The organism is Ensifer sp. ENS06 (genome assembly GCF_014852205.1).
GTDB classification, from domain to species: Bacteria; Pseudomonadota; Alphaproteobacteria; order Rhizobiales; family Rhizobiaceae; genus Ensifer; species Ensifer adhaerens.
Genome location: NZ_JACVBC010000006.1, coordinates 137,277 through 161,597, shown reverse-complemented (window position 1 = coordinate 161,597; position 24,321 = coordinate 137,277). Strand labels below are relative to the sequence as shown.

The following is a 24,321-nucleotide window of genomic DNA, read 5'->3' as shown; positions in this document are numbered from 1 at the left end:
CCGTCTCCGACCTACTGACTCTGATTTTGGCTCTGGCCCCGGGCCTGGCTTTGATTCTGGCTTTGGCTTTGGCTTTGCTGCTGCTGTTCGACCGTGACCGACACCTTCAGCGTCTCCTTCGCCTCGCCGTGGATCAGCCCGGAGATGGGGGCGGCGTCGCGGTAGCAGAGGCCGGAGGCGATGCGGACATAGCGATCATCTGGGCAGATCTTGTTGGCTGCATCGAAGCCGACCCAGCCGAGCCCGTTGAGATGCACCTCGGCCCAGGCATGGCTGGCCGTCTGTTCGGGGTGCCCCTCCATCATCAGGTAGCCCGAGATGTAGCGCGCCGGTAGATCGAGCGAGCGGGCCGCTGCGATCAGGATATGGGCATGGTCCTGGCAGACGCCTTGGCCGCTTTCCAGCGCATCCTCGGCCGCCGTTTCCGCATGGGTCTCGCCGGGTTTGTACGTCACCGCCTCGTGGATCGTCTCCATCAGCGCATGCATGCGGGCGAGGGCCGTGTCACCTTCGGCGGATTTTGCGAGCTCGCGGATGAGCTTTCCGGCCTTGGTAAGCGGTGTTTCGCGTGCAAAGAGCCACAGCGGCACATAAGACTGGTGCGGGCCGAAGACGCCGGCGCGGTCCTCCGTGTGGACCTCGCCGGAGGCCGTGATATGGATCGTTTCGCGGTCGCCGTCGATGCTGACGAGGTGAACACGGTTGCCGAAGTGGTCGTCGTAGTTCACTTCGATCGCAGCGCCATCGACGAGGGTCTCCCAGCCGAGCACGGTCTGGCCCACCTGGGTGAGCGGCGTCAGCCGCAAGCGCTGCAGGGCATACTGCACGGGCTCGTCATAGTGATATTCGGTCGTGTGGCTGATCTTCAGGTGCATGCCATCCTCCGATCTAGAACGCTTCCGGTTAACGGAGTTGTGAAAGCGCTCTATCTCCTTGTTTTTACGCAATTCCAAACGCGAAACGGCGTCACACTTTCGCTGGAACTGCTCTAGTAGAATCGGTAGCCGTCGGAGATTTCCTGTCCCAGGCGGTTGTTGTGGCTGATGAACTCTTCGAGATACTCATGCAGCCCCTGATCCATGATGTCCTTGATCGACTGGCTGCGCAGCGACGCAAGCGTCCGGTCGGCCGTCTCGTGGGCGGCATGGCGTTCGCCATACTCCCGCTCGAGATAGCCGAGGTTGCTGGCGATCTTCTCGTAGCAATAGGCAAGCGAGCGCGGCATGCGGCCGTTGGAAATCAGGAAGTCGGCGATGTTGGCGGGGCGAAGTTCGGCGTCATAGACCCAGCCATAGGCGCGATGCGCCGAGACCGAGCGCAGAATCGATTCCCACTGCACATTGTCCATCGACGAGCCGACGGCGGCGACCGCCGGCAGAAGCACGTAGTACTTCACGTCAAGGATGCGGGCGGTGTTGTCGGCCCGTTCGATGAAGGTGCCGATGCGCGAGAAATTGAAGATCTCGTTGCGAAGCATGGTGCCGTGGAAGGCGCCACGGATGAGGCCGGCGCGGCGCTTGATCATGTCGATGATCTCCGGCATGTCCGTCGGGCGCGCCTTCTTCGACAGCATTGCCCTCATCTCGAGATAGCACTCGTTGGTGGCTTCCCAGGTTTCGCGCGTCAGCGCCGTGCGCACCATGCGGGCATTGTGGCGCCCCGCCTCGATGCAGGACATCACGCTTGAGGGATTGGCCCGGTCGCGCAGCAGGAAGTCGATCGCGTCGATGCTCGTCAGCGTTTCGTGCACCTCGTCATAAAGTTCGCGCACGCCCGCACTTTGCAGCACACCGTCCCAGTCGCCCTCCGTTGCCTCGCTGCGGGTCAGCGCCATGCGCAGGCCGGCATCGATCAGCCGGGCGCTGTTTTCGGCGCGTTCGATATAGCGGAACATCCAGTAGAGGCCGTTTGCAGTTCTTCCCAGCATCTCTCAGTCCTCCAGCACCCAGGTGTCCTTGGTCCCGCCACCCTGGCTGGAGTTCACGACGAGCGAACCGGCTTTCAGCGCCACGCGCGTCAGGCCGCCGGGGATGATCTGGACCTTGTCGGAGACGAGGACATAGGGGCGAAGGTCGACGTGCCGGGGCGCGATGCCCTTGTTGACGAGGATCGGCACGGTGGAAAGGGAAAGCGTCGGCTGGGCGATGTAATTGGTCGGGCGGGCTTTCAGCTTCTCGGCGAAGACGGCGCGTTCCTTCCTGGTCGCCGTCGGGCCTACCAGCATGCCGTAGCCGCCGGAGCCGTGGACCTCCTTGACCACCAGCTCTTCCAGATGCTCGAGCACGTATTTGAGGCTCTGCGGCTCGGAACAGCGCCACGTCGGGACGTTTTCCAAGAGCGGCTTGCGGCCGGTATAGAACTCGACGATCTCGGGCATGTAGGAATAGATCGCCTTGTCGTCGGAAATTCCGGTGCCGGGCGCGTTGGCAATGGTGATGTTGCCGGCGCGGTAGACGTCCATGATGCCGGGAATGCCGAGGGCGGAATCCGGTCGGAAGGTGAGTGGGTCGAGGAAGTCGTCATCGACGCGGCGGTAGAGCACGTCGATCGCCTCGTAGCCGCGGGTGGTGCGCATCTTCACCTTGCCGTCGATCACCCGCAGGTCCGATCCTTCGACGAGCTCGACGCCCATCTGGTCGGCGAGGAACGCGTGTTCGTAGTAGGCCGAATTGTAGATGCCGGGCGTCAGCACCGCGACGCGCGGCTTGCCGCTGCAGCCGGGAGGGGCTAGCGACGAAAGGCTCTGCCGCAGCAGGTAGGGGTAGTTCTCGACCGGGCGCACGCGGTTCTGATGGAAGAGTTCCGGGAACATCTGCATCATCGTTTCGCGATTTTCCAGCATGTAGCTGACGCCGGACGGGGTACGCGCGTTATCTTCGAGAACGTAGAACTGGTCTTCGCCGGTTCTGACGATGTCGGTGCCGACAATGTGGGTATAGACGCCGCCCGGCGGGCGGAAACCGATCATCTGCGGCAGGAAGGCTTCGTTCTTCTCGATCAGTTCGCGCGGGATGCGGCCGGCGCGGATGATTTCCTGCTTGTGGTAGATGTCGTCGAGAAAGGCGTTGAGAGCGATGACCCGCTGTTCGATGCCCTGGGCGAGCTTGCGCCATTCGCGGCCGGAGATGATGCGGGGGATGAGATCGAAGGGGATGAGCTTTTCGGAACTGTCTGCGTGTCCGTAGACCGCGAAGGTGATGCCGGTTTTCCGGAAGATGTTCTCGGCGTCCTTGGATTTCGCTATGAGCCGATTTCTGTCCTGGCTGGCATACCAATCATGATAGGTCGAATATGGCTGGCGCGGACTGCTGTCCGCATTCATCATTTCGTCAAATGCCAAAGGCGTGGTCCCCTTATTTTTGACCATTTGAGTACAAGGCTGGTTGCAATGCAAGAAGCGTGCTCAGTCGCCTGAAAAGAAAGTTGGCCACGCCAGAAGCGCCCGTTCGCGGGGAAATCTGCCCAACGACAGGGCAGCCGCATCCGGTCGCAGAAAGTGGTTGCGACCGGGTGGGCAAGAAATATGCACTTGCTCTAAATTTGGACGCGGGCGCCGAAGCTAGCCGAGACCCAGGCAGACGATCGCGAGGACCGCGAGGAGACAGAGCACCAGCAGCGACAATGTGGCGGCAGCACTTGCACGCGGCCCGCAATGGGCGAGCGCGCGGATGTCGACCTCAAGGCCGAGGGCGGCCATGGCGATGACCGTCAGCCAGGTGGAGACCGTCACGGCGTCGGTCGCGAGTGTGTCGGAGATTGCGCCGCTGTTGCGGGCGATCGCAACGGCGAGGAAACCCAGAATGAACCAGGGAACGAAATGGAGGATCGTGGCGAGGCGCGACTTCCGTTGTCTGGGCGCTTTGCATTCCGGCTCGGTATCGCGGCTGCCAATTAGCGAGAAGCAGAAGACGACGGGGCCGAGCATCAGCACGCGCACGAGCTTGACCAGCGTGCCCACCTGGACCGAGAGCGGGCTGAAGGGGCTGGCCGCGGCCAGGACCTGGGGTACGGCATAGACGGTCATGCCGGCAAAGACGCCGTAGCCCTGGGGCGTCATGCCGAGCCAACCGCCGACGAAGGGCAGCGACAGGACGACGGCGATGCCGAGGATGGCGGTAAAAGAAATTGCAGCTGCGACCTCCTCGCCGCGGGCACCGATGGCCGGTGCGACGGCGGCGATCGCCGAGTTGCCGCAGATGGCGTTGCCGCAGGCAATCAAGGTCGCCAGGCGTTTCGGCAGCCCGAGCATGCGCGCAATCAGGTAGCCGGTGGAAATCGACAGAAGAACCATGGCGACGATAGTGACGAGCAGGGTCGGCCCGCTCGCTGCGATCGCGTCGAAGCTCAGCATCGCGCCGATTAGCACGATCGCTGTCTCCAGCAGGACTTTCGCCGAGAAGTGGATGCCGGAGAGGAAGCGGGGGCCGGGCGTCCAGAGGGTGCGGACGATAGCGCCGAGAAGGATCGCGAGAACGAGCGCTTCCAGCCAAGCGCGGCCGGTCCAGCGCCGCTCGATCCATTCCAGACCGATGGCCGCAAGTGCGACGAGACAGCAGAGGAAAAGGCCCGGAAGAATGCACGTCAGGCGGGAGGCGACTGAGGAAAATTGGGAGCGAAATGGGGAATGCGATCTGGACATGGGCGCAACCTACGCTCATCCATGAATCAGTCTAACGGATTATTCTTGTCATTCTGATCGATTTTTGCGATTGATCTTCCATGACACTCGATCAGCTTAAAATCTTCGTCGCGGTCGCCGAGCGGCTGCACATGACCAAAGCCGCCGAGGCGATGAACGTCACGCAGTCGGCCGCAAGCGCGGCCATCGCGGCGCTCGAAACCCAGCACGACATCAGATTGTTCGATCGCGTCGGCCGCGGCCTGACGCTGACCGATGCCGGCAAGATCTTCCTGCCGGAGGCAAAGGCGGTGCTCGCCCGGGCGCTCGCCGCCACTGCCTGCCTGCGCGATCTCTCGGAGCTTCGCCGCGGCGAACTGTCGATCGCTGCCAGCCAGACGGTCGCGAGCTATTGGCTGCCGTCGCGCCTTGCCCGCTTCACCCACGACTATCCCCAGGTCGATGTGAAGCTCACCGTGCGCAACACGGCCGTCGTCGCCGAGGCGGTGGAAGAGGGCACGGCGCAGCTCGGCTTCGTCGAGGGGCGCGTGGATGGCGCCAAGCTCGACCATCGCCGCGTCGCCGTCGATCGCATCGCCGTCTATGCCGCGCCCTCGCACGCGTTCGTTGGGGCTGCCGTCAATCTGGAAATGCTGCTTTCTGCGCGCTGGGTGCTGCGCGAAGATGGCTCCGGCACGCGGGCAATGTTCCTGCAATCGATGAATGATCATGGAGCAGACGTCGATCGGCTCAGGATCGAGCTTGAGCTGCCCTCGAACGAGGCGGTGCTGACGGCGGTCGGAAGCGGTCCTTTCGTCACGGCCGTTTCCCGGCTCGCAGCACAACCTTTCGTCGATAGCGGCCGGCTCGTGGAACTGCCGTTCGAACTGGCTGAGCGCAGCTTCGAGCTTTTGACCCACCGCGAGAGGCAGTTCAGCCACGCGGCGCGGGCCTTCGTGGAACTGCTTTGAGGCAAATTCCGTTTTGCTCCAGGGCTTGCCATGCGGGAGACCCCTGGCAATCGCTGCAGGATCTCTTTTTTAAGAGGCGACCATGGTGTTCGAAATTGTCGAGAGACCCGCACAGCGCATTTCCGGATCGTTCTGGGAGGGCACCTTCGGCGAGGCGGCCGATGGTGCCGTTCGCCGGCTGATCGCCGAAATGCAGGGGCATCACCAGCATCTTCATCCAGGCGATCATGCAGCCTTGGTCGGCATCTCCTGGAACGATCGCCCGGATGGATTCCGCTATCTCGTCGGCTATGTTTCCGACAAGGCAGAGACGACCGTGCACCCAGGCTTTGTCGACCTGCCGGCCATGCGCTTCGTCACGGCCCTGCAACACCCTGACAGCGGCGACGTCTTTGCCCATTACCAGAGAATGTTCGACTGGATCGCGGCCGAAGGCCACGCGGTCGATACCGCCTTGCTGCACTATCGCGAGGAGTACGATCCCGGTTTCGTCTCGCTGTCGCTATCCTCGCTCAGGCTGATGGTTCCGATTGGCTGATGCTTCCCATCAGAAAAATTGCTTTGACGATCAATACCGGCGCGGATACTTGCATGAGTGCTTAAATCGGAGGGATTTGAGCGCGAAATCAGCGGCAGATCAAAGCGTTACAACGGCCCGACGCGCTTCAGCGAAGGCGGTTCATTGCTTCCACCTGCCGCCGTCATTCCGATAGGCTCACCATGCTCGCCCGTCTGGCTCCCGCCATCTTCGTTCTGCTCTGGTCCACCGGCTGGGTGGTGGCGAAATATGCTGCGGTCTACGCAGATCCGCTGACCTTTCTCGTGTTGCGCTACACGCTGGCGATCGCGCTCTTCATCCTGTTCTGCGTCGTCACCGGCGCACGATGGCCGAAGTCCTGGAAAATGGCCGGTCATGCGATCGTGTCCGGCATGTTCCTGCACGGGCTCTATCTCGGGTCGGTCTGGTGGGCGATCGGCGAGGGCGTGCCGGCCGGCATTTCCGGCATCATCGCCGGCCTGCAGCCGCTGATGACCGCGGTCGCCGCGGCCTTCGTCATCGACGAGAGGCTGAGCACGCAGCAGAAGCTCGGGCTGGTGCTCGGCTTCTTCGGCATTGCGCTTGCCGTCCTGCCGAAGGTTCTGGCGATCGACACCGGTGCGACGCCGATTCACTTTCTGCCTGTGATCATCAACGTGCTCGGCATGGGCGCCGTCACCTATGGCACGCTCTACCAGAAGCGCCATCTGCAGAGCGGTGACATCCGCACCATCGCAGCGCTGCAATATCTCGGCGCGCTGATCGTGACGATCCCGCTGGCGCTGATGCTCGAAGACCTGCACGTCACCTGGAACCTCCAGGTGGTTCTGGCACTTGCCTGGTCGGTTCTCGGGCTCTCGATGGGCGCGATCGCGCTGCTGCTTTATCTGATCCGTCGAGGGCAGGTGTCGCGCGCAGCGTCGCTGATCTATCTCGTGCCGCCGCTTGCCGCCGTGCAGGCGTGGCTCTTCTTCGGCGAAGCGCTGACGCTGCCGATGGTCATCGGCACCATCATTGCCGTTGCTGGCGTCTATCTCACGAACCGCAAGCAGGCGTGAAGCACGACGCGCGAGAGTGTGAAGCGGTTTTGCAATAGCGGCATGCGCATGGCCCAAAACTAAAACGGCGGGCCGAAGCGACCCGCCGTTCACATTTCAAAGTTCTACGCTGGCTTTTGCGCGCCCGGTTGACACGCAGCGCCTCGGTCAGCCCTGGTGGCCGCGATTGCCGCCATTGCCCCGACGCTGGCCCTGGCCGCCTTCGCGACGCTCGCCACCGCCACGGTTTTCGTTGCGGCCGCCATGGTTGCGGTCACGACGGTCGCCCTGCTTCTGGCCGGGACGTCCGTGGTGCTTCTTGCCTTCGTGGTTGCGGTTGCCTTCGCCACGGCCGTCGGTCTGCGGATGGCCGTGATCGCGGCGCTCCTGGCGCTGCGGGCGACGCTCGTCGCGCAAAAGGTCGTCACCGGTGAAGCCGCTGGTCGCAGCAACCGGCTCGCCGGCCGGACGCTCACGGCGCGGCGGACGGCCGCCGTTCTGGTGGTGACCGCCGCCATTGCCCTTGCGGTGGCCGGCGCCGTTGTTGCCACGGCCGCCGCGGCCCTTGGCCGGACGCGCCTGGTCGGCGGGCGCCTCGCCGCTGGCAACGGCAATGTTGATGCCCATCAGCTTTTCGATGTCGCGCAGCAGGCGGATTTCGTCCGGCGCGCAGAAGGCGATGGCGATGCCGTCGCGGCCGGCGCGCGCGGTGCGGCCGATGCGGTGAACATAGGCATCCGGCACTTCCGGCAGGTCGTAGTTGTAGACGTGGGTAACGCCGGGGATATCGATGCCGCGGGCGGCGACGTCGGTCGCGACCAGCACACGGATCTCGCCGTCACGGAAGGCCTTGAGCGCGCGCTCGCGCTGGCCCTGGCTCTTGTTGCCGTGGATCGAGGCGGCCTTGAAGCCGACGTGGTCGAGATGCTTCATCAGCTTCTCGGCGCCATGCTTGGTGCGGCTGAAGATCAGCGACAGGCCGTCCGGGTTCTCTGTCAGCGTCTTCTTGAGGATGGTCGTCTTCAGGTCCTTGCCGGGAACGAAGTGAACATACTGTTCGACCTTGTCGGCAGCCTTGCCCGGAGGCGTGACTTCGACCTTGACCGGGTTGGTCAGGTACTCGCCAGCAAGCTCGGCGATCTGCTTCGGCATGGTGGCCGAGAAGAGCAGCGTCTGGCGGTTCTTCGGCACCAGCTTGGAGATCTTGCGCAGGTCGTGGATGAAGCCGAGGTCGAGCATCTGGTCGGCTTCGTCGAGCACCAGGTAGCGGCCCTGCGTCAGCGTCACGGCCTTGCGGGCAACGAGGTCGAGCAGGCGGCCCGGCGTTGCGACCAGGATGTCGACACCGCGGGCGAGCTGTTCGGTCTGCTTGTTGATCGAGACGCCACCAACGACAACGCCGATCTTCAGCGGTGACTTCTTGACGAACAGCTTGAGGTTGGCGGCGATCTGGTTGACCAGTTCGCGGGTCGGCGCCAGAACCAGGGCGCGAATGTTGCGCGGATCGGGGCGCTTGCCTTCGGCAACGAGCTTCTCGATCATCGGCAGGCCGAAGGCGGCCGTCTTGCCGGTGCCGGTCTGGGCGAGACCGATGAGATCGTTGCCCTTCAGCACCAGCGGGATCGCCTGAGCCTGGATCGGGGTCGGCTTTTCGAAGCCGTTGGCAGTCAGGGTTTCCAGAATGTGCTCGGAGAGGCCGAGATCTTTAAAGGTGGACAAATGCATATACCTTTTGGGGGCGCCAAACGCATTCGCCGGAACCGCATTGTTGCTGTTCCGGTGTCGTTCGGCGTCAAGAACCCCGCGTGAATTGGGAACTTGTGGGTTGAATTAAGTCGTCAAGCGCCTGTGCTGTACCGCCTATCGCGGTGATATGTGCGCTATCCTTCTTCACGGCTTTCGATGTCTGCCGAGGGCGCGCTCACGCGGCGGCCGGAAGGTGACGCTGGGCACCATGTCGTTGGTTTGGACGAAAAAGTCAAGGTCCATCTTTTCGCAGGTGCGAAATGAGATCTACTCAAGCGCGAGATCGAAGCCTGCTTCTGCCGCTTCCTGGCCGTTGACGAGGATGACGATGCGATGCGCGCCCGGGTAATAGCGACGGGTCGTGATGGGCCGGATCGCATGGCGTTTCTCGATCTCGATCGATGCGCCGGGGGTAAGCAAAGCCGACGTCCACTTGAAGACTTTCGGCGACGTGGTGCCGTTCGCCTTGCGATGGTGCACAGCGTAGTCGATCATCACCTTCTGGCTCGTCTCGGCGTCATGGCTGACGGCGAGGCGCAGGCCGAGGCTTTCGCCAAGCACGATGTCCGAACGATCGAGCGAAAAGCGCGCATTGATGCCGGCCGGGGGAGCGAAACCGAAATTGCCGAGCGCGTCCGCGTGCCCCTGCTTCAGCAGCGTGCGCGAGGCGTGGCGCAGAAGCTGGCGGCGCTCCGGCGATGCGTCGCCGATATGTTCGGCGACGAAAGCAGCCACCAGATCCGAATGGTCCTTGGCGATGTCGTTGAGGCTGTTGGCAACCGAGCGGCGCACATACTCCTCGGGGTCGTCGAGAAGCGCGGTCAGGATCGGCAGGATCGGCTGCGGATCGCGGATGAGCTGCGGCAGTCGCATCGCCCAGGGCAGGCGCGGGCGGGTACCTTCGCTCGCCAGTCGCCGGACGTGATGGTTGGGATCCTTCGTCCAGTCCCGGATCGTCGCGAGGGCGCGCTCCTGGTCGCGATCGATGAAGACGCGGATGCCGAACTCGGCTGTGAAATGCGGCGTCAGCGCCCGCAGCAGCGACAGCGAAAGGTCGAAGTCGTCGAGGCCGCGCAAGGCGACGTACTGGCTGAAGGGCAGCAGCGACCAGCCGCTGATGCCGTCGGCGCCGTCGCGAGGAAGGCAGGCGTGGAGGTTGGCGGCCGCCTCCGGAAACGCCTGCGGCAGCGTCTCGACCAGCGCGTCGCGGATCTGCAGCGAGCGCTGCATCAGCTCCAGCGCCTCCAGCCCGTCACCCGCAAGCGCCACGAACCTCTTGCGGTCGAAACCGGCGGCGTTGCGTTCGAGCGCATCGGCGATGGCGATGACGACACCGGGGTGCAGCAGATTCTTCAGTGGTTCGGCCATCGCTCAGGCAGTCCTTTGCTCGTCCAATTCCGGGCCGGTCAGATCCTCTGGCCGCCGCTAAAATGCTGCACGAGCATTACCGCGCTGATCGTCGCTGCGTAAGGTGCGAACTCCGGATCGACCCGGACGCGCTCTCCGGCCGATTGCGCAGCCTCCAGTGTCTCCCATTCGACCAGGTCTGCGAACATGCCCGAGGTCTCGCAGGAATCGACCGCGCGCCAGGAGACGAAGCCCGGATAGCGGGAAACGGCCTGCATCGCTCGCTGGCGCGTGGCTGTGGCCGCCGGCCTGTCGGTGACGATGCAGACGGCAAGTTCAAGGATGTGATCGCTGGTCATGATGAGGCTCCCTGTGAGTTGTCGCTTGATTTAACACAGGGCAACTGACAGCCTTATGGCCATTATCCACGGTGCCGTGCTTGTGGACACGCGAGGCGCGCGGTAGCCCTTTAGAACGAAGTCTTGCCGTGGGGAGGCCAGGCATGAGACCCGCCGACCGGCTGTTTCGCATCATCCAGCTCCTGCGCGCGAGCGGCCGGGTGATGACGGCGCGCGAGATCGCCGAGAAGATGGAGGTCGCCCAGCGCACCATCTATCGCGACATGGAGCACCTGATCGCCTCCGGCGCGCCGATCGACGGCGAACGCGGTGTCGGCTATCTCCTGCGCGGTGCGTTCGATGCGCCGCCGCTTGCCTTTACCTTCGAGCAGCTCGAAGCGCTCGCTTTCGGCGCCCGCGCCGTGCAGATGCTCGGCGACGGCAGGCTCGCCCAGGCGGCGCGCGAGGCGATGGAGAAGATCGCCCATGGTCTGCCGCCCGAACATCGGCAGCGGCTGACAGCCGCGCCCCTTCGCGCCTTCCGCTCTTCGCTCCAGCCGGAACCGCCGGCGCTGCTCGGCGAGATCCGCCTGGCGATCGCCGGTCGCCGCAAGCTTCGCCTGGCCTATGACAGCCTCAAGGACGAACATTCCGAACGCACCATCTGGCCACTCGGCCTCAGCGTCTTCGGCCACTTCTGGCTGCTGACGGGCTGGTGCGAACTGAGGTCGGATTTCCGCGATTTCCGGGTCGACAGGATCAGCACGCTTCATGTCCAGCGCGAGCGTTACGAGGTGACGCCGGAACGCAGCTTCGAAGCCTATATCGCGCGGATGTGAGCGGCGCATCCGGCCAAATAATCAGCATCATCGGCACCTTCCGATGGAACCGGATCGCCGCTCGTTCGTTTCCTTTACAGGGTCTTCATGACCCTTCGCGATCCACACCTTTCACTGGGAGACAATCGTGCAGAACCGGACTTGGATACTGGCCGCGGATGGCAACACCGCGCGCATCGTCAAGGGCGTGAACCTGTTGAAGGAAGAGCGCCAGCGGCCGGAGGAGGAGACCTTTCACACCGAACCGAAGCGCGTTCAGGACATCATGGCCGACAAGCCGGGCCGGTCGCATTCGTCCGTCGGACACGGACGCTCGGCCATGGAATACAAGAGCGATCCCGTTCGCGAGGAGCAGCAGCGCTTTGTTGCGGACGTGGCCGGAAGGCTGGAGAGCTACGCCGCCAACCATGCCTTCGACAGCCTGGTGATTTGCGCAGCACCCCGGACGCTTGGCGATCTCCGCAAGCAGCTTTCCGCCCATGTCCGCGAGCGGACAGTCGCCGAGATCGACCGCAACTGCGTGGCTGCAACCACCGAGCAACTGATCGCAACGGCACGGGCCGCGGTGTTCCCTTAAGGCTCGGCCGCAGCCGGACTTCGTAACGCTTTCCGGTTTACCCAAGGCGTCCCGTCAGAAGTCGGTGGGGACGCCGCCCTCGGCCTTGCGTTTGGCGACAAAGGCATCGAGTTCCTCCTCGATCGCCGGATCGAGGGGCGGGCGCTCGTATTCGTTCAGCTTCTGTTTGAAGATCCGGTTGGCGTGATCGTATGTCGTCGGCCGCCCGGCTTCGGTCCAGGTCTCGAAGTTGCGCCAGTCCGACAGGATCGGTGAATAGAAGGCGGTCTCGTAGCGCTGCAGCGTGTGCAGCGTGCCGAAGTAATGGCCGCCCGGGCCGACGTCGCGCACGGCATCGAGGCCCAGCGCATCTTCGCTGACATCAAGCGGGGTCAGGTATTCCGCCACCATCTGCAACATGTCGACGTCGAGAATGAACTTCTCGAAGGAGGCCGTAAGCCCACCTTCGGTCCAGCCGGCGGCATGCATGACGAAATTGCCGCCCCCTTGCGTCAGCGCCCAGAGCGACATGGCGGATTCGTAGGCCGCTTGAGCGTCTAGCGTATTGGCGGCATTGGTGTTCGAGGTGCGGTAGGGGATGTTGTAGCGGCGGGCGAGCTGGCCCCCGGCGACCACCGCCTTCATGTATTCCGGCGTGCCGAAGGCGGGCGCTCCGGTCTTCATGTCGACGTTGGAGGTGAAGCCGCCATACATCACAGGTGCGCCGCGCCTGACCATCTGGGTGAAGGCGATGCCGCAGAGCGCTTCGGCGTTCTGCTGGACGAGCGCACCGGCGATCGTCACCGGCGCCATGGCGCCGGCGAGCGTGAAGGGCGTGACGACCACCACCTGGTTGCGCGAGGACATCTCGATGATGCCCTGCAGCATCGGCCCGTCGAGCCGGAGCGGCGAGGAGGTGTTGATGATGGTGAAGAGCGACGGCTCGCGCTCCATCTGCTCCATCGTGATGCCACGGCCGATGCGGGCGATCTCGATGCCGTCGGTGTTGCGCTGCTTGCCCAGCGAATAGACGTGGAACACCTTGTCGGTGAGCTTCACCATGTCGGAGAGGCAATCGAGGTGGCGCACCGAGGCATGGATGTCGACCGGCTCGACCGGATAGCCGCCGGTCGTGTGGACGATGTCATAGGACTGCGCGAGCTTCACCAGCTTGCGGTAATCTTCCTGGTTGCCGGTGCGGCGGCCGCCGTCCCGGTCTGCGACGAACGGCGCGCTGGCGATCTGGGCGAACACCAGATTGTTGCCGCCGATCGCGACATTGCGGGCCGGGTTGCGGGCGTGCATGGTGAAGGCCGGAGGAACAGAGGCGATCATGTCCATGATCAGACCGCGGTCGAAGCGCACCCGGTCGGTGCCGGGCGTCACGTCGGCGCCAGCCGCCTTCATCCGCTCGCGCGCCTCCGGCAGGATAACGTCCATGCCGATCTCTTCGAGGATCGTCAGCGATGCCTCATGCACCGATTCAAGCGCATCATCCGAAAGTACGGTGGATTTCGCCAGCGTATTGACAAGATTGAGATATTTCCCGCCGGGAGACTTGCGCACACGCTCGGCGCTGCGCCCGCCCGGGCGGCGTCGGCGCTCCAGCGGCGTCGAGGCTGCGTCGCCGGTTGCTGCATCGGGAAACTGATCGTCGTTCATGAAAGACCCACCGTGTTGCCGATGGGGAGTGTGTCGCAGATTCGAGACGGCGATGGCCCGCCATTTGCGACAGTTCAGTTCTCTTGTGGAGTAAAACGCTTGCGCTGACGCATTTCTGCAGTCGGGTGGCGCAACCGTTCAAGACAGGCCGCAATCGCGACGAGCGCTAGGCTCGGTCGCCCCGCAACATCTCGCGTTTGCCGGCAAAACCCTTGCGCTTCTCGACGGCAAAGCCTGCGGCCTGCAAATTGCGTCGGACGAAACCGGCGGCGGCATAGGTGGCGAAGCTGCCGCCGGGCGTGGTCTTTTCGAAGACCAGCCGCATCAGGTCCTCCGACCACATGTCGGGATTGCGCGACGGCGCGAAGCCGTCGAGATACCAGGCTTCGAACGGGTCTTCAGCGCGGGCGACGCCGCCGAGTGCCGCGCCGCAGACGACCGTGAGGCTGACGCCGTCACCAAAGTCGATCTGGACATCACCATCAGGCTCGACCGGCCAGCGCGAGGCCAGCGCCTGGCGCTCCGTGTCGATCTCCGGCCAATGGCTGAGGGCGCGCGAAATCTCTTCGGCCGCCATCGGAAAGCGTTCGAAGGACACGAACTGCAGCTGGTCGCCAGCGGCCGCGGTCATCTTCCACTGGCGCCACGTCTCGCAGAAATTGAGCCCGGTACCGAAGCCGAGTTCGCCGATGCGGAAGGTGCCCGCACCGACCCAACGATCGGGCAGGCCGTTGCCCGACAGGAAGACGTGGCCGCACTCCAGCCGCCCGTCGGTGCGGCAATAAAAGTGATCGCCAAACTCCCGGGAATAGGGCATATCGCCCTCGTGCCAATCAAGGTTCTGGTGCGCCGGGGGCTCGATCGGGTCTGCGGATCCTGTCATGGCCAAGGCGATAATCCGCCGGCCGGAGAAGGTCAATCGATGAGCGAGCTTTTGGTCGTCGGCGGCGGCATCATGGGGCTGTGGGCCGCCATTTGCGCCACGCGCAGGGGCATGACCGTGCGGGTCGTCGAGCAACAAGCGATCGGCGCAGGTGCCAGCGGTGGCCTTTTGGGCGCGCTCATGCCGCATATGCCGGATCGCTGGAACGATAAGAAGCAGTTCCAATTCGACGCGCTTGTGACGCTCGAGGAAGAGATCGCGGCGCTCGAGGCGGAGACAGGCCTTTCGACCGGCTATCGGCGGACGGGTCGTTTGATCCCGCTTGCCAAGCCTCACCTGCGCGATATCGCCCTCCGGCACGAGCAGGATGCACGGAGCCATTGGCGCGCGGCCGACAGGCAGTTCCACTGGCACGTGAAGGACGACGGGCCCGAGGGCTGGCCGGGTGCTGCCGCGGCGGCGCATGGCATGGTCTTCGACACGCTCGCCGCACGGGTTTCGCCGCGTCGCATGCTTGCTGCGCTCCGCACAGCGCTCCTGCAGGCACCGAACGCCTATTTAGACGAGGGCAGGGGCGTGCGCCGGATCGAGCCGGAACACGGCCGGGCCGAACTCGACGATGGCACCCGTATCGATTTCGAGCATTGCATCATCGCGGCCGGCGTCGGCAGTTTTCAACTGATCGACGACGTGTCGGTGCCGCTGGCGGAAACGAGCGGCACGGCTGTCAAGGGGCAGGCGGCACTGCTGCGGGCGGACATCGATCCGGCGCTTCCGGTGATCTTTGCCGACGGCGTCTACATTATTGCCCATGACGACGGCCATGTGGCGGTCGGCAGCACCAGCGAAAACAGTTTTGCCGATCCCCTGTCGACGGACGAGCAGCTGGATGAGCTGCTTCGGCGCGCCGTAGCGCTCGCGCCGCGCCTGGCGGGTGCCGAGGTGGTGGAGCGATGGGCAGGGTTGCGCCCGAAAGCGACGGGGCGCGAGCCGATGGCAGGCCGGCATCCGGACCATCCGAACGTCTCGGTCCTGACCGGCGGGTTCAAGGTGAGCTTCGGCATCGCCCACCGCCTGGCGCGTTTCGTCGTCGAAGAGATCGCCGGTTCTCCGGCGATCGATATTCCCGATTCTTTCTTCTGCCGGAATCACATAACCGCACTTCGCGAGAAACGTCTTTAGGGCCGGACATGCGAAGGGCCCCGCCCGCGGCGGGACCCGAAAGATCGAAAGTCAGGCATTACATCCAGTAGGGCGGCACGCCGTAGTAGTCGTAGACACGGCGTCCGTTTTCCGCGTTCCAGTCGTATTCTTCGGTGCCGTGATATTTCGGCGCGTTTTCGACCTGATCGCGAGTCACATCCGTGCGATAGCCGCCGAGCTTCTCGTCATAGGCCAGCTTTGCCCAAGGCAATGGATAGTGGTCTTCGCCGAGGCCGAGAAAACCGCCGAATCCAAGCACCGCATAGGCGACGCGCCCGCTGCGCTTCTCGATGATCACGCGCTCGATCGAGCCGATGTGTTTGTCGTCGGGGCCATAGACCCTCGTGCCTTCAACCTTGTCGCTTGCGATCAGGTCGTGGGTCTCCTTGATCCGGGCGTCCTGAAGGTTCGCATTGTGATAGGTCACGCTTCTTCTCCATCCTTGTTTTCCTACCTTTTAGAAACGGGCGATGGGCCGGATGGTTTCGAAAAACGAGGGGCGACGTTCGCACCGCTGCCGCGCTCATCCCCGGCCGACTTCGTCAATCTGTCACGCAAATCACCTAAGACGCGGCCATTGGACAAGTCGGGGTGAGGGCGGAAAACCGCAGCTTTTGCTCATCCTGCGCTGACGGATACCCGGAGCCAGCCGATGCGCTATGCCATTTGTTTTACGCCGCCGATGGCCGACCCGCTTTCCGCGACCGCTGCAAGCTGGCTGGGGCGCAATGTCTATTCCGGGGAACCTGCCGAATTGCCGTCGGTCGCGGGCTTGAGCGCCGCGGATGTCGCCTATCACACGGCGGTTCCGCGACGCTTCGGCTTTCATGCAGTGATGATGTCGCCGTTCCGCCTGCATCCGGACATGACGGAACCGAAGCTTCTGAAGGCGCTGATGCATTTTGCCGGCGCCCAGACTCCGTTCGAAATCGATCGCCTGGAGGTCGCCCGCATCGGCCGATGCTTCGGGCTGATGCCGCAGGTGCCGAGCACGGCCATGCATCTGCTTGCGGCCAACGTCATCCAGGAGTTCGACGTCTTCCGCGCGCCGCTCAGCGAAGACGAGATCGAGCGCTCCGATCCGGACCGGCTGACCGCCCCACAGTTCTCCAACCTGCACCGTTGGGGCGATCCGCATGTGATGGACGAATACCGTTTCCACATGATGCTGACCGGTCCGCTTGCGCCAGACGCGATGCGGCGGGTCGAGGCGCCGCTCCGTGACCTGTTCGAGCCCTGCCTATCAAAACCGCTTTCGATCGGCAGCCTTGCGCTGTTTGTCGAGCAGGAGACGGGCGCACCCATGCGGGTGCATTCACAGCACCCGCTCGGCAAGATCTCGACGAACACGCGAGCAGAGCGGGCGAAGCGGGCCGCCGCCGATCCGTCGCTGGCGCCGCAAGGCGCGGTCCGGCCGCTGCCGCTGATCGTCGCTGCGCTGATGGCGCAGCGCTAACCGGAAACGGACGCGGGCGAAGCTGCAAAGAGCAGCGCTTTCGGATAGGGCAGGCCGAGGGCCGGCATGTCCGCCGGCGCGAAGTAGCGCAGCGACTTCGTTTCGCCATCGGTGATCGGCTGCTGGGAACCGACGATCCGGCATCGATAGAGGGTAACCACATATTCGACGTGGTCGCCGTTCGGGTAGGTGTAGCGAAACGCTTCTCCGCCGAAGACGCCCAGTATCCGCTCGACCGAGACTGGATAGCCGGTTTCTTCCATGACCTCGCGGATGACCGCATCGACAGGCGTCTCGCCCGGCTCGATCGCGCCGGCCGGCAGGCTCCAGCCTTCGCCACTTGCTTTCTCCTGCAAGAGGACCCGGCCATCGGAATCGACAATGACGGCCGCCACTGACGGGCAGAGAAGCAGGCCGGAACCGACTTTTTCGCGGAGCGCTTGAATGTAGGATTTCATCTAAAGAGGGCCGTTGTCCTTGCCGATCCATTCAACGCTGTTTCGAAAAATCTCTCAACCTCGGGCTCAGCCGAATTTTTCTGGTAATTTCCGTCAGGGCCGTGGCGCTGCCGCTGCCCTGCCTCACGTCATTTCGGTATCGACAATCCGGTCGGCGGTGATACCGTTCCTAAAAATTCGAAGGGTGATTTGATGTCTGAGACTAAGTATCCGCGCGACCTCGTTGGCTACGGCCGCAATCCGCCGAAGGCAAACTGGCCGGGCGATGCGCGCATCGCTGTGCAGTTCGTGCTGAACTACGAAGAGGGCGGCGAAAGCTGCATTCTCGATGGCGACCCAGCGTCCGAGTGCCTGCTGTCGGAAATTGTCGGCGCGCAGCCCTGGGCTGGCCAGCGTAACCTCAACATGGAATCGATCTACGAATACGGTGCCCGTTCCGGCTTCTGGCGGCTGTGGCGCATGTTCACCAGCCGCAACGTCCCGCTGACCGTCTATGGCGTGACGCAGGCCATGGCGCGCAATCCGGAAGCGGTCGCTGCCATGAAGGAAGCCGGCTGGGAAATCGCCAGCCACGGTCTGCGCTGGCTGGAATACAAGGACGTGCCGGAAGAGGTCGAACGCGAGCATATCCGCGAGGTCGTCCGCCTGCACACGGAGCTCACCGGCGAGCGGCCGCTCGGCATCTACCAGGGCAAGCCTTCGGCCAATACGCTGAAGCTGGTGCTGGAGGAGGGCGGGTTCCTTTACTCCTGCGACAGCTACGCCGACGAACTGCCCTACTGGGTGCCGGGTCTTTCGGCCGACAAGCCGCACCTGATCATTCCCTATACGCTTGATGCCAACGACATGCGCTTTGCGACGCCGCAGGGCTTTAACAGCGGCGACCAGTTCTTCAGCTACCTCAAGGACACATTTGACGTGCTCTACGAGGAAGGTCGCCAGGGCGACGCCAAGATGATGAATATCGGCCTTCACTGCCGTCTCGTCGGCCGCCCGGGCCGCGCTGCTGCGCTCGCGCGCTTCATCGACTACGTCATGTCGCACGACAAGGTCTGGGTGCCGCGTCGCATCGACATCGCCAACCATTGGTACCAGCACCACAAGCCGGAAGGGGCGCTCTGATGACCGACCGTGATGCCTTCGTTGCCCGTTTCGGTGGCGTGTTCGAGCACTCGCCCTGGGTTGCCGAACGCGCCTACGACCGAGCCGCGGCGACCGGGCTGACGGCGGGCACGGTGCATTCGGCGCTCTGCCAGGCCTTTCGCACGGCGCTGCCGCGCGAGAAGATGCAGGTGCTGCGCGCGCACCCCGATCTTGCCGGCAAGCTGGCGATCGCCGGTAAGCTGACGGCGGACTCGACGGCGGAGCAGGCGTCTGCCGGCCTCGACCGGCTGACACCAGAGGAGCATGAGCGCTTCACCGCGCTCAACGACGCCTACACGAAAAAATTCGGCTTCCCCTTCATCATCGCGGTGAAGGGGCTGACCAAGGGGCAAATTCTTGCCTCCTTCCAAAGCCGCATTGACAATTCGCCCGAAGAGGAATTTGAAACCGCTTGCGCACAGGTCGAGAAAATCGCCCGCCTGCGCCTGCAGTCGATGATTCCTGGAGACGAAAATGCCTGACAAAACCGTTCGATGCCTGTCCCCGCTCATGAGGAGGGCCCTCGAACTGGATCGGAGATCCGCAAGCGCAAAATCGTCTTGCGAGGTCTCCGCATAATGTCGCGCCTGCTCAAAATCGAACCGCTGACACGCGAGGCCTTCGCTCCCTTCGGCACCATCATCGAAGCCGATCCGGCAACGATGCGCCACATCAACGGCGGCAACACGGAACGTTTCCACGGTCTTGCGCGTGCCGATGTCGTCGGCGACGGCGCTAATGTCATCATCAACATCTTCCGCGGCCAGCCGCGGTCTTTCCCCTATTCGGTGACGATGATGGAGCGCCACCCGCTCGGCAGCCAGAGCTTTTCGCCGCTCGACGACCGCCCATGGCTCGTCGTGGTGGCGGACGACGAGGACGGGCGCCCGGGCACGCCGCGCGTTTTCCAGGCGAACGGCCGGCAGGGCGTCAACTACGGCCGCAATGTCTGGCACCACCCGCTGATGTCCGTCGGCGCCGTCAGCGATTTCCTCATCGTCGACCGCGAAGGGCCGGGCAACAATCTCGAGGAGTTCTTCTATGACGAGCCTTTCGTCATAGACAGCGCTATCTAGCAGGACGTGCGCGCGGCTTCTGACAGCATCCCGCGCCAATGTGTGAGAAGAGAGAAGCCATGAGCAGTACCGGCCGCCTGACCACCCATGTTCTCGATACCGCTCTCGGCAAACCGGCCGAGGGTCTGCGCATCGACCTCTACTGGCTGGAGGGGGAAGAGCGGCAGCTGATCCGCACCGTACATACCAACAGCGACGGCCGCGTAGACGGTCCGATGGTCGAAGGCATCGGCTTCATGGCCGGCAACTACGAGCTGGTGTTCCATGCCGGCGACTATCTGCGCCGGTCCGGCGTTACACTGCCGGAGCCGGCCTTCCTCGACCGCATCCCCTTGCGCTTCGGCATCGCCGATCCGGCCAGCCATTATCACGTGCCGCTGCTTCTCTCGCCCTACGGCTATTCGACCTACCGGGGTAGTTGAGGCTTAGGAGGCTTGCGCTCGCTTCGCGTTTTGCCGGAAGGGTCACTCCAAGCTCCCTCATCCTCGCCCTTGTGGCGGGGATCCAGCGGCCCGACGTCCGTCGGGTCAAAAGACCTTTCAGCCCAAGGACTTGTGCTGGTCCCGCAGTTCCAACGGAACTGCTAGAGATTCCTGTGACAAGCACAGGAATGAGGGCGGGAGTGGCTGGTGCCGCGGCCTATTCCGCCAGAATGCTACGATCCACGTCGTTGATATCGCGCTTGCCGCAGAGGGCCATGGTGATGTCCATCTCCTTGCGGATGATTTCCAGCGTCTTGGTGACGCCCTCCTTGCCCATGGCGCCGAGGCCGTAGAGGAAGGGGCGGCCGATATAGGTGCCCTTGGCGCCCATGGCGACGGCCTTCAGCACGTCCTGGCCGGAGCGGATACCGCCATCGATATGCACCTCGATCTGGTGGCCGACCGCATCGACGATGCGCGGCAGCATGCTGATCGAGGAATGGGCGCCGTCGAGCTGGCGGCCGCCGTGGTTGGAGACGATGATCGCGTCGGCACCGGTCGCCGCTGCCATCTTGGCGTCCTCGGGGTCGAGAATGCCCTTGAGGATCAGCGGTCCGCCCCAGCGTTCCTTGATCCAGGCGACATCCTTCCACGAGAGCTGCGGGTCGAACTGTTCCGCCGTCCAGGCGCCGAGCGACGAGAGGTCGGTGACGCTTTTCGCGTGGCCGACGATGTTGCGGAAAGTGCGGCGCTTGGTGCCGAGCATCTTCATGCACCAGCCGGGGCGCGTCGCCATCTGCCAGAGGTGCTTCGGCGTCATCTTCGGCGGTGCCGAGAGGCCGTTGCGAAGATCCTTGTGACGCTGGCCGAGGATCTGCAGGTCGAGCGTCAGCACCAGCGCCGAGCACTTCGCCGCCTTGGCCCGGTCGATCAGGTTCAGCACGAATTCGCGTTCGCGCATGACGTAGAGCTGGAACCAGAAGGGTTTGGTGGTAACCGAGGCGACGTCCTCGATCGAGCAGATGCTCATCGTCGAGAGCGTGAAGGGCACGCCGAAGGCTTCCGCCGCCTGGGCTGCCAGCATCTCGCCGTCGGCGTGCTGCATGCCGGTGAGGCCGGTCGGGGCGAGTGCCACCGGCATCGACACCTTCTGGCCGATCATCGTCGTTTCCAGCGACCGGTCGGTCATATCCACCAGCACGCGCTGGCGCAGCTTCACCTTGGCGAAATCCTCCTCGTTGGCGCGATAGGTGCCTTCGGTCCAGGCGCCGCTGTCGGCGTAGTCGAAGAAGAGTTTCGGCACCCGGCGCTTGGCGAGCGCCTTGAGATCGCTGATTTCGAGGATTTGCGTCATGGATAAGGCCTTCGTCCAAGGGAGATTGAACGAGCCATTACCATGTTTGGCAGAGGCTTGTTAATAGCCAGAAAGCAGAGAGGTCAATTTTCTTGACCTCTCTGCTTTTGGTCGGTCATGCGGCGGCAAGCGCCGATTTTGCCGGCTTGCCGGCGACATAGGTTTCGACGATCGACCGGTCGTCGCCCATGGTCTGCAGCAGGAAGAGTTCGTCTGCCAGAGAGTTGACCACTTCGGCCCGAAGCGCCATCGCCGGCGTCGCGGCCATGTCGAGCACGATGAAATCGGCATCGGTGCCGGCTTCCAAGGTTCCGATCTTGTCGACCAGCGATAGCGCCTCGGCATTGCCGCGGGTCATCATGAAGAAGCTGTCGAACGGGTTCAGCCGCTCGCCCTGCAGCTGCAGGATCTTGTAGGCCTCGTCGAGCGTCTTCAGCATGGAATAGCTGGTACCGCCGCCGATGTCGGAGGCGACCGACGTGCGCACCGGCTTTTCGCGGCGGCTGAGCGCGCGCAGCGGGAAGAGGCCAGAACCGAGAAAGAGATTGGAGGTCGGGCAGAAAACGGCGACCGAGCCGGTCTCGCTCATGAGATCCGCCTCGCGCTCAGACAGATGGATGCAGTGGCCGAACAGGCTCTTCGGTCCGAGCAGGCCGTAGCGGGCGTAGACGTCTGTGTAGTCCTTGGCTTCCGGATAGAGTTCGCAGGTAAAGGCGATCTCGTCGCGGTTTTCCGAAAGGTGCGTCTGGACGTGCAGGTCGGGGAATTCGTGCACCAGCGACTTCGCGACGTCCATCTGCTCCGGCGTTGAGGTGATGGCGAAGCGCGGGGTGATCGCCACATGATTGCGGCCCTTGCCGTGCCATTCGCGGATGACCGCGCGGGTTTCGTCGTAGCTCATCTGCGGCGTGTCGAGCAGGCCTTGCGGGGCGTTGCGGTCCATCATCACCTTGCCGGCGACCATGCGCATGTCGCGGCGCAGCGCCTCGGCGAAGAAGGCATCGGCCGACGCCTTGTGAACCGAGCAATAGGCGGTCGCTGTTGTCGTGCCATAGCGCACCATCTCATCGAAGAAGCGCGTCGCGATGCGCTCCGCATGGGCGGTCTCGACGAAGCGGCACTCCTCGGGGAAGGTGTAGGTGTTCAGCCATTCAAGCAAGTTGGCGGCATAGGAGGCCATGACCTGCATCTGCGGGAAATGCAGATGCGTGTCGATGAAGCCGGGCACGATCAGGTGTGGGCGATGGTCCACTTCCGCGACGCCGTCAGGCGCGCTTGCCTTGACCGCAGCATAGGAGCCGCTCGCGGCGATCTGTCCACCCTCAATCAGAAGCGCACCGTCGCTCTCGTAGCTGTAGGCGGCGCTGTCGTCGATCGACGTAGGCGCGCGGTTAAAGCTCAGCAATCGGCCGCGGATGAGGGTGGTCGTCATTGTGTCTTGCCTTCCTCGACGGCGCTTTCGAACCAGGCTGTCAGAAGCTGGCGCTCGTCCGTCGTCATGTCTGTCACGTTGCCGGGCGGCATCGCGTGGCTGCGCCCGGCCTGGATATAGATTTCGCGGGCATGGGCGGCAATCTCCGCGTCGCTTTCGAGCATCACGCCCTTCGGAGCCTGGGTGATACCCTCATAAACCGGTTCTGCCGCATGGCACATGGAACAGCGTGTCGAGACCGTGTCCTTGACTGCAGGGAAGTGGGCATTGGCGGCGAAGCGGCTGAAGGCGGGCGCAACCTCGGCCTTTTTGCCGCCGGTCAGCACCTTCGGCACGGTCGAAAGCCACATGATCAGGATGAAGAGGAGGGCGGTGACGAGCCAGGTCCAGGTCGGCCGGCCCTTGCGGGCGTGGGTGGTGTTGAACCAGTGGCGGATGGTGACGCCCATCAGGAAGACGAGTGCGGCGATGATCCAGTTGAACGCGGTGGCAAACGCCAGCGGATAGTGGTTCGACAGCATGAAGAAGATGACGGGCAGCGTCAGGTAGTTGTTGTGCAGCGAGCGCTGTTTGGCTTGCGCGCCAAGTTTCGGATCCGGCGTGCGGCCGGCGATCAGGTCGGCGACGACGATCTTCTGGTTGGGGATGATGATGAAGAACACATTGGCCGACATGATCGTTGCCGTGAACGCGCCAAGATGTAGAAAGGCGGCGCGGCCGGTGAAGACCTGCGTATAGCCCCAGGCCATGACGACCAGCGCCACATAGAGCAGTGCCATCAGCCCCCAGGTGTTCCTGCCGATCGGCGACTTGCAGAGCAGATCGTAAAACAGCCAGCCGATGCCGAGCGAGGCGAGCGAAATCAGGATCGCCGTGGTCGCCGAGATGTCGAGCACGTGGCGGTCGATCAGGAACAGATCGGCGCCGCCATAGTAGACGACACAGAGCATGGCGAAGCCAGAAAGCCACGTCACGTAGGATTCCCATTTGAACCAGGTGAGATGCTCGGGCATCGAGGCCGGTGCGACCAGGTATTTCTGGATGTGATAGAAACCGCCGCCATGCACCTGCCATTCTTCGCCATAGGCGCCGACGGGCAGGTGATCGCGCTTCACGAGACCCAGGTCGAGCGCGATGAAATAGAAGGATGAGCCGATCCAGGCGATGGCGGTGATGACGTGCAACCAGCGCACGGCAAAGGCCAGCCATTCCCAGGCGATGGCGAACTCGTACATTCAGATC

At 63.5% G+C, this 24,321-nt stretch carries 25 protein-coding genes; 11 read left to right on the top strand and 14 right to left on the bottom strand.

The features are described 5' to 3' along the window. Window positions 1-11: 11 nt before the first annotated feature. From IB279_RS21730 to IB279_RS21715, 4 genes are all read right to left on the bottom strand, one after another. Entirely contained in the window at window positions 12-875 is an 864-nt protein-coding gene (locus IB279_RS21730) for a transglutaminase family protein (protein ID WP_192339800.1), read from the bottom strand. 113 nt (window positions 876-988) lie between these two features. Further along, complete coding sequence (locus IB279_RS21725) at window positions 989-1,927, bottom strand: alpha-E domain-containing protein (protein WP_034803460.1); 939 nt, start codon at window positions 1,925-1,927, stop codon at window positions 989-991. Between the two features lie 3 nt (window positions 1,928-1,930). Continuing rightward, on the bottom strand, window positions 1,931-3,325 hold the full coding sequence (locus IB279_RS21720; RefSeq protein WP_034803477.1) for a circularly permuted type 2 ATP-grasp protein: 1,395 nt from the start codon (window positions 3,323-3,325) through the stop codon (window positions 1,931-1,933). Window positions 3,326-3,559: 234 nt separating this feature from the next. Further along, window positions 3,560-4,639, bottom strand: coding sequence for a YeiH family protein (locus IB279_RS21715; protein WP_090298347.1), 1,080 nt, complete (start codon window positions 4,637-4,639; stop codon window positions 3,560-3,562). Window positions 4,640-4,719: 80 nt separating this feature from the next. Here IB279_RS21715 and IB279_RS21710 point away from each other — a divergent pair, with 80 nt between their 5' ends. The 3 genes from IB279_RS21710 (at window position 4,720) to IB279_RS21700 (ending at window position 7,185) form a co-directional block, all read left to right on the top strand. Beyond that, complete coding sequence (locus IB279_RS21710; RefSeq protein WP_112772306.1) at window positions 4,720-5,589, top strand: LysR substrate-binding domain-containing protein; 870 nt, start codon at window positions 4,720-4,722, stop codon at window positions 5,587-5,589. A gap of 82 nt (window positions 5,590-5,671) precedes the next feature. Beyond that, entirely contained in the window at window positions 5,672-6,127 is a 456-nt protein-coding gene (locus IB279_RS21705) for a GyrI-like domain-containing protein (RefSeq protein ID WP_112772305.1), read from the top strand. Window positions 6,128-6,309: 182 nt separating this feature from the next. Further along, window positions 6,310-7,185: a DMT family transporter gene (locus tag IB279_RS21700; RefSeq protein WP_034803471.1), complete on the top strand. Its 876-nt coding sequence runs from the start codon at window positions 6,310-6,312 to the stop codon at window positions 7,183-7,185. Window positions 7,186-7,332: 147 nt separating this feature from the next. Here the strand turns inward: IB279_RS21700 and IB279_RS21695 are convergent, their stop codons facing one another. The 3 genes from IB279_RS21695 to IB279_RS21685 all read right to left on the bottom strand — a co-directional run bounded on the left by IB279_RS21695 (window position 7,333) and on the right by IB279_RS21685 (window position 10,616). Further along, window positions 7,333-8,883 carry a DEAD/DEAH box helicase gene (locus IB279_RS21695; RefSeq protein WP_060518966.1) on the bottom strand — a complete coding sequence of 517 codons (1,551 nt, stop codon included), beginning with the start codon at window positions 8,881-8,883 and terminating at the stop codon, window positions 7,333-7,335. Between the two features lie 294 nt (window positions 8,884-9,177). Next, window positions 9,178-10,278, bottom strand: a complete 1,101-nt coding sequence (locus IB279_RS21690; protein WP_112772304.1) for a DNA alkylation repair protein — start codon at window positions 10,276-10,278, stop codon at window positions 9,178-9,180. A 38-nt stretch (window positions 10,279-10,316) separates the two neighbouring features. Continuing rightward, window positions 10,317-10,616, bottom strand: a complete 300-nt coding sequence (locus IB279_RS21685) for a hypothetical protein (protein ID WP_034789021.1) — start codon at window positions 10,614-10,616, stop codon at window positions 10,317-10,319. A 143-nt stretch (window positions 10,617-10,759) separates the two neighbouring features. Between IB279_RS21685 and IB279_RS21680 the strand changes: the two genes are divergently transcribed. Both IB279_RS21680 and IB279_RS21675 read left to right on the top strand, forming a co-directional pair. Continuing rightward, the gene (locus tag IB279_RS21680) at window positions 10,760-11,434 is read left to right on the top strand and encodes a YafY family protein (RefSeq protein ID WP_090298358.1); all 675 of its coding nucleotides are present in this window, start codon (window positions 10,760-10,762) and stop codon (window positions 11,432-11,434) included. Between the two features lie 127 nt (window positions 11,435-11,561). Beyond that, window positions 11,562-12,011, top strand: coding sequence for a host attachment protein (locus tag IB279_RS21675; RefSeq protein WP_034789016.1), 450 nt, complete (start codon window positions 11,562-11,564; stop codon window positions 12,009-12,011). 54 nt (window positions 12,012-12,065) lie between these two features. Here the strand turns inward: IB279_RS21675 and IB279_RS21670 are convergent, their stop codons facing one another. After that, window positions 12,066-13,652, bottom strand: a complete 1,587-nt coding sequence (locus IB279_RS21670) for a trimethylamine methyltransferase family protein (protein ID WP_060581679.1) — start codon at window positions 13,650-13,652, stop codon at window positions 12,066-12,068. 166 nt (window positions 13,653-13,818) lie between these two features. Next, window positions 13,819-14,535, bottom strand: a complete 717-nt coding sequence (gene mnmD / locus IB279_RS21665; protein ID WP_112772302.1) for a tRNA (5-methylaminomethyl-2-thiouridine)(34)-methyltransferase MnmD — start codon at window positions 14,533-14,535, stop codon at window positions 13,819-13,821. A gap of 39 nt (window positions 14,536-14,574) precedes the next feature. Between mnmD and IB279_RS21660 the strand changes: the two genes are divergently transcribed. Continuing rightward, window positions 14,575-15,717 (top strand): FAD-binding oxidoreductase, encoded by a 1,143-nt coding sequence (locus tag IB279_RS21660; protein ID WP_192339798.1) that lies wholly within the window; start codon window positions 14,575-14,577, stop codon window positions 15,715-15,717. A 58-nt stretch (window positions 15,718-15,775) separates the two neighbouring features. Here the strand turns inward: IB279_RS21660 and IB279_RS21655 are convergent, their stop codons facing one another. After that, window positions 15,776-16,165 carry a PRC-barrel domain-containing protein gene (locus tag IB279_RS21655; RefSeq protein ID WP_192339796.1) on the bottom strand — a complete coding sequence of 130 codons (390 nt, stop codon included), beginning with the start codon at window positions 16,163-16,165 and terminating at the stop codon, window positions 15,776-15,778. A gap of 225 nt (window positions 16,166-16,390) precedes the next feature. Between IB279_RS21655 and IB279_RS21650 the strand changes: the two genes are divergently transcribed. Beyond that, window positions 16,391-17,194 carry a DUF1045 domain-containing protein gene (locus IB279_RS21650; RefSeq protein WP_112772300.1) on the top strand — a complete coding sequence of 268 codons (804 nt, stop codon included), beginning with the start codon at window positions 16,391-16,393 and terminating at the stop codon, window positions 17,192-17,194. Here the strand turns inward: IB279_RS21650 and IB279_RS21645 are convergent. Further along, the gene (locus IB279_RS21645; protein ID WP_112772299.1) at window positions 17,191-17,652 is read right to left on the bottom strand and encodes an NUDIX domain-containing protein; all 462 of its coding nucleotides are present in this window, start codon (window positions 17,650-17,652) and stop codon (window positions 17,191-17,193) included. The two genes, IB279_RS21650 and IB279_RS21645, sit on opposite strands and share 4 nt — an antisense overlap. Window positions 17,653-17,844: 192 nt before the next feature. Here IB279_RS21645 and puuE point away from each other — a divergent pair, with 192 nt between their 5' ends. The 4 genes from puuE (at window position 17,845) to uraH (ending at window position 20,293) form a co-directional block, all read left to right on the top strand. Then, window positions 17,845-18,774, top strand: a complete 930-nt coding sequence (gene puuE / locus IB279_RS21640) for an allantoinase PuuE (protein ID WP_034789000.1) — start codon at window positions 17,845-17,847, stop codon at window positions 18,772-18,774. Then, on the top strand, window positions 18,774-19,277 hold the full coding sequence (gene uraD, locus IB279_RS21635; protein WP_060518819.1) for a 2-oxo-4-hydroxy-4-carboxy-5-ureidoimidazoline decarboxylase: 504 nt from the start codon (window positions 18,774-18,776) through the stop codon (window positions 19,275-19,277). The genes puuE and uraD overlap by 1 nt, the downstream gene beginning before the upstream one ends. A 96-nt stretch (window positions 19,278-19,373) precedes the next feature. Continuing rightward, on the top strand, window positions 19,374-19,871 hold the full coding sequence (locus tag IB279_RS21630) for an ureidoglycolate lyase (protein ID WP_112772298.1): 498 nt from the start codon (window positions 19,374-19,376) through the stop codon (window positions 19,869-19,871). Between the two features lie 59 nt (window positions 19,872-19,930). Further along, window positions 19,931-20,293, top strand: a complete 363-nt coding sequence (gene uraH, locus IB279_RS21625) for a hydroxyisourate hydrolase (protein WP_043623670.1) — start codon at window positions 19,931-19,933, stop codon at window positions 20,291-20,293. 217 nt (window positions 20,294-20,510) lie between these two features. On the opposite strand, the gene IB279_RS21620 is transcribed toward uraH, so the two are convergent. From IB279_RS21620 to puuD, 3 genes are all read right to left on the bottom strand, one after another. Beyond that, on the bottom strand, window positions 20,511-21,647 hold the full coding sequence (locus tag IB279_RS21620) for an alpha-hydroxy acid oxidase (RefSeq protein WP_060518813.1): 1,137 nt from the start codon (window positions 21,645-21,647) through the stop codon (window positions 20,511-20,513). Between the two features lie 115 nt (window positions 21,648-21,762). Then, window positions 21,763-23,079, bottom strand: a complete 1,317-nt coding sequence (gene guaD, locus IB279_RS21615; protein ID WP_112772297.1) for a guanine deaminase — start codon at window positions 23,077-23,079, stop codon at window positions 21,763-21,765. After that, window positions 23,076-24,314 (bottom strand): urate hydroxylase PuuD, encoded by a 1,239-nt coding sequence (puuD, locus tag IB279_RS21610; protein WP_112772296.1) that lies wholly within the window; start codon window positions 24,312-24,314, stop codon window positions 23,076-23,078. The genes guaD and puuD overlap by 4 nt, the downstream gene beginning before the upstream one ends. Window positions 24,315-24,321 lie beyond the last annotated feature (7 nt).

What these genes read in the sequence shown, in the direction of transcription:
- IB279_RS21650 (WP_112772300.1), top strand. Translation starts at nt 16,391, where the DNA reads ATGCGCTATGCCATTTGTTTTACGCCGCCGATGGCCGACCCGCTTTCC.
- puuE (WP_034789000.1), top strand. Translation starts at nt 17,845, where the DNA reads ATGTCTGAGACTAAGTATCCGCGCGACCTCGTTGGCTACGGCCGCAAT.
- IB279_RS21710 (WP_112772306.1), top strand. Translation starts at nt 4,720, where the DNA reads ATGACACTCGATCAGCTTAAAATCTTCGTCGCGGTCGCCGAGCGGCTG.
- IB279_RS21680 (WP_090298358.1), top strand. Translation starts at nt 10,760, where the DNA reads ATGAGACCCGCCGACCGGCTGTTTCGCATCATCCAGCTCCTGCGCGCG.
- IB279_RS21670 (WP_060581679.1), bottom strand. Translation starts at nt 13,652, where the DNA reads ATGAACGACGATCAGTTTCCCGATGCAGCAACCGGCGACGCAGCCTCG.
- uraH (WP_043623670.1), top strand. Translation starts at nt 19,931, where the DNA reads ATGAGCAGTACCGGCCGCCTGACCACCCATGTTCTCGATACCGCTCTC.
- IB279_RS21620 (WP_060518813.1), bottom strand. Translation starts at nt 21,647, where the DNA reads ATGACGCAAATCCTCGAAATCAGCGATCTCAAGGCGCTCGCCAAGCGC.
- IB279_RS21705 (WP_112772305.1), top strand. Translation starts at nt 5,672, where the DNA reads ATGGTGTTCGAAATTGTCGAGAGACCCGCACAGCGCATTTCCGGATCG.
- IB279_RS21715 (WP_090298347.1), bottom strand. Translation starts at nt 4,639, where the DNA reads ATGTCCAGATCGCATTCCCCATTTCGCTCCCAATTTTCCTCAGTCGCC.
- IB279_RS21685 (WP_034789021.1), bottom strand. Translation starts at nt 10,616, where the DNA reads ATGACCAGCGATCACATCCTTGAACTTGCCGTCTGCATCGTCACCGAC.
- mnmD (WP_112772302.1), bottom strand. Translation starts at nt 14,535, where the DNA reads ATGACAGGATCCGCAGACCCGATCGAGCCCCCGGCGCACCAGAACCTT.
- IB279_RS21630 (WP_112772298.1), top strand. Translation starts at nt 19,374, where the DNA reads ATGTCGCGCCTGCTCAAAATCGAACCGCTGACACGCGAGGCCTTCGCT.
- IB279_RS21645 (WP_112772299.1), bottom strand. Translation starts at nt 17,652, where the DNA reads ATGAAATCCTACATTCAAGCGCTCCGCGAAAAAGTCGGTTCCGGCCTG.
- puuD (WP_112772296.1), bottom strand. Translation starts at nt 24,314, where the DNA reads ATGTACGAGTTCGCCATCGCCTGGGAATGGCTGGCCTTTGCCGTGCGC.
- uraD (WP_060518819.1), top strand. Translation starts at nt 18,774, where the DNA reads ATGACCGACCGTGATGCCTTCGTTGCCCGTTTCGGTGGCGTGTTCGAG.
- IB279_RS21690 (WP_112772304.1), bottom strand. Translation starts at nt 10,278, where the DNA reads ATGGCCGAACCACTGAAGAATCTGCTGCACCCCGGTGTCGTCATCGCC.
- IB279_RS21660 (WP_192339798.1), top strand. Translation starts at nt 14,575, where the DNA reads ATGAGCGAGCTTTTGGTCGTCGGCGGCGGCATCATGGGGCTGTGGGCC.
- guaD (WP_112772297.1), bottom strand. Translation starts at nt 23,079, where the DNA reads ATGACGACCACCCTCATCCGCGGCCGATTGCTGAGCTTTAACCGCGCG.
- IB279_RS21700 (WP_034803471.1), top strand. Translation starts at nt 6,310, where the DNA reads ATGCTCGCCCGTCTGGCTCCCGCCATCTTCGTTCTGCTCTGGTCCACC.
- IB279_RS21720 (WP_034803477.1), bottom strand. Translation starts at nt 3,325, where the DNA reads ATGATGAATGCGGACAGCAGTCCGCGCCAGCCATATTCGACCTATCAT.
- IB279_RS21725 (WP_034803460.1), bottom strand. Translation starts at nt 1,927, where the DNA reads ATGCTGGGAAGAACTGCAAACGGCCTCTACTGGATGTTCCGCTATATC.
- IB279_RS21730 (WP_192339800.1), bottom strand. Translation starts at nt 875, where the DNA reads ATGCACCTGAAGATCAGCCACACGACCGAATATCACTATGACGAGCCC.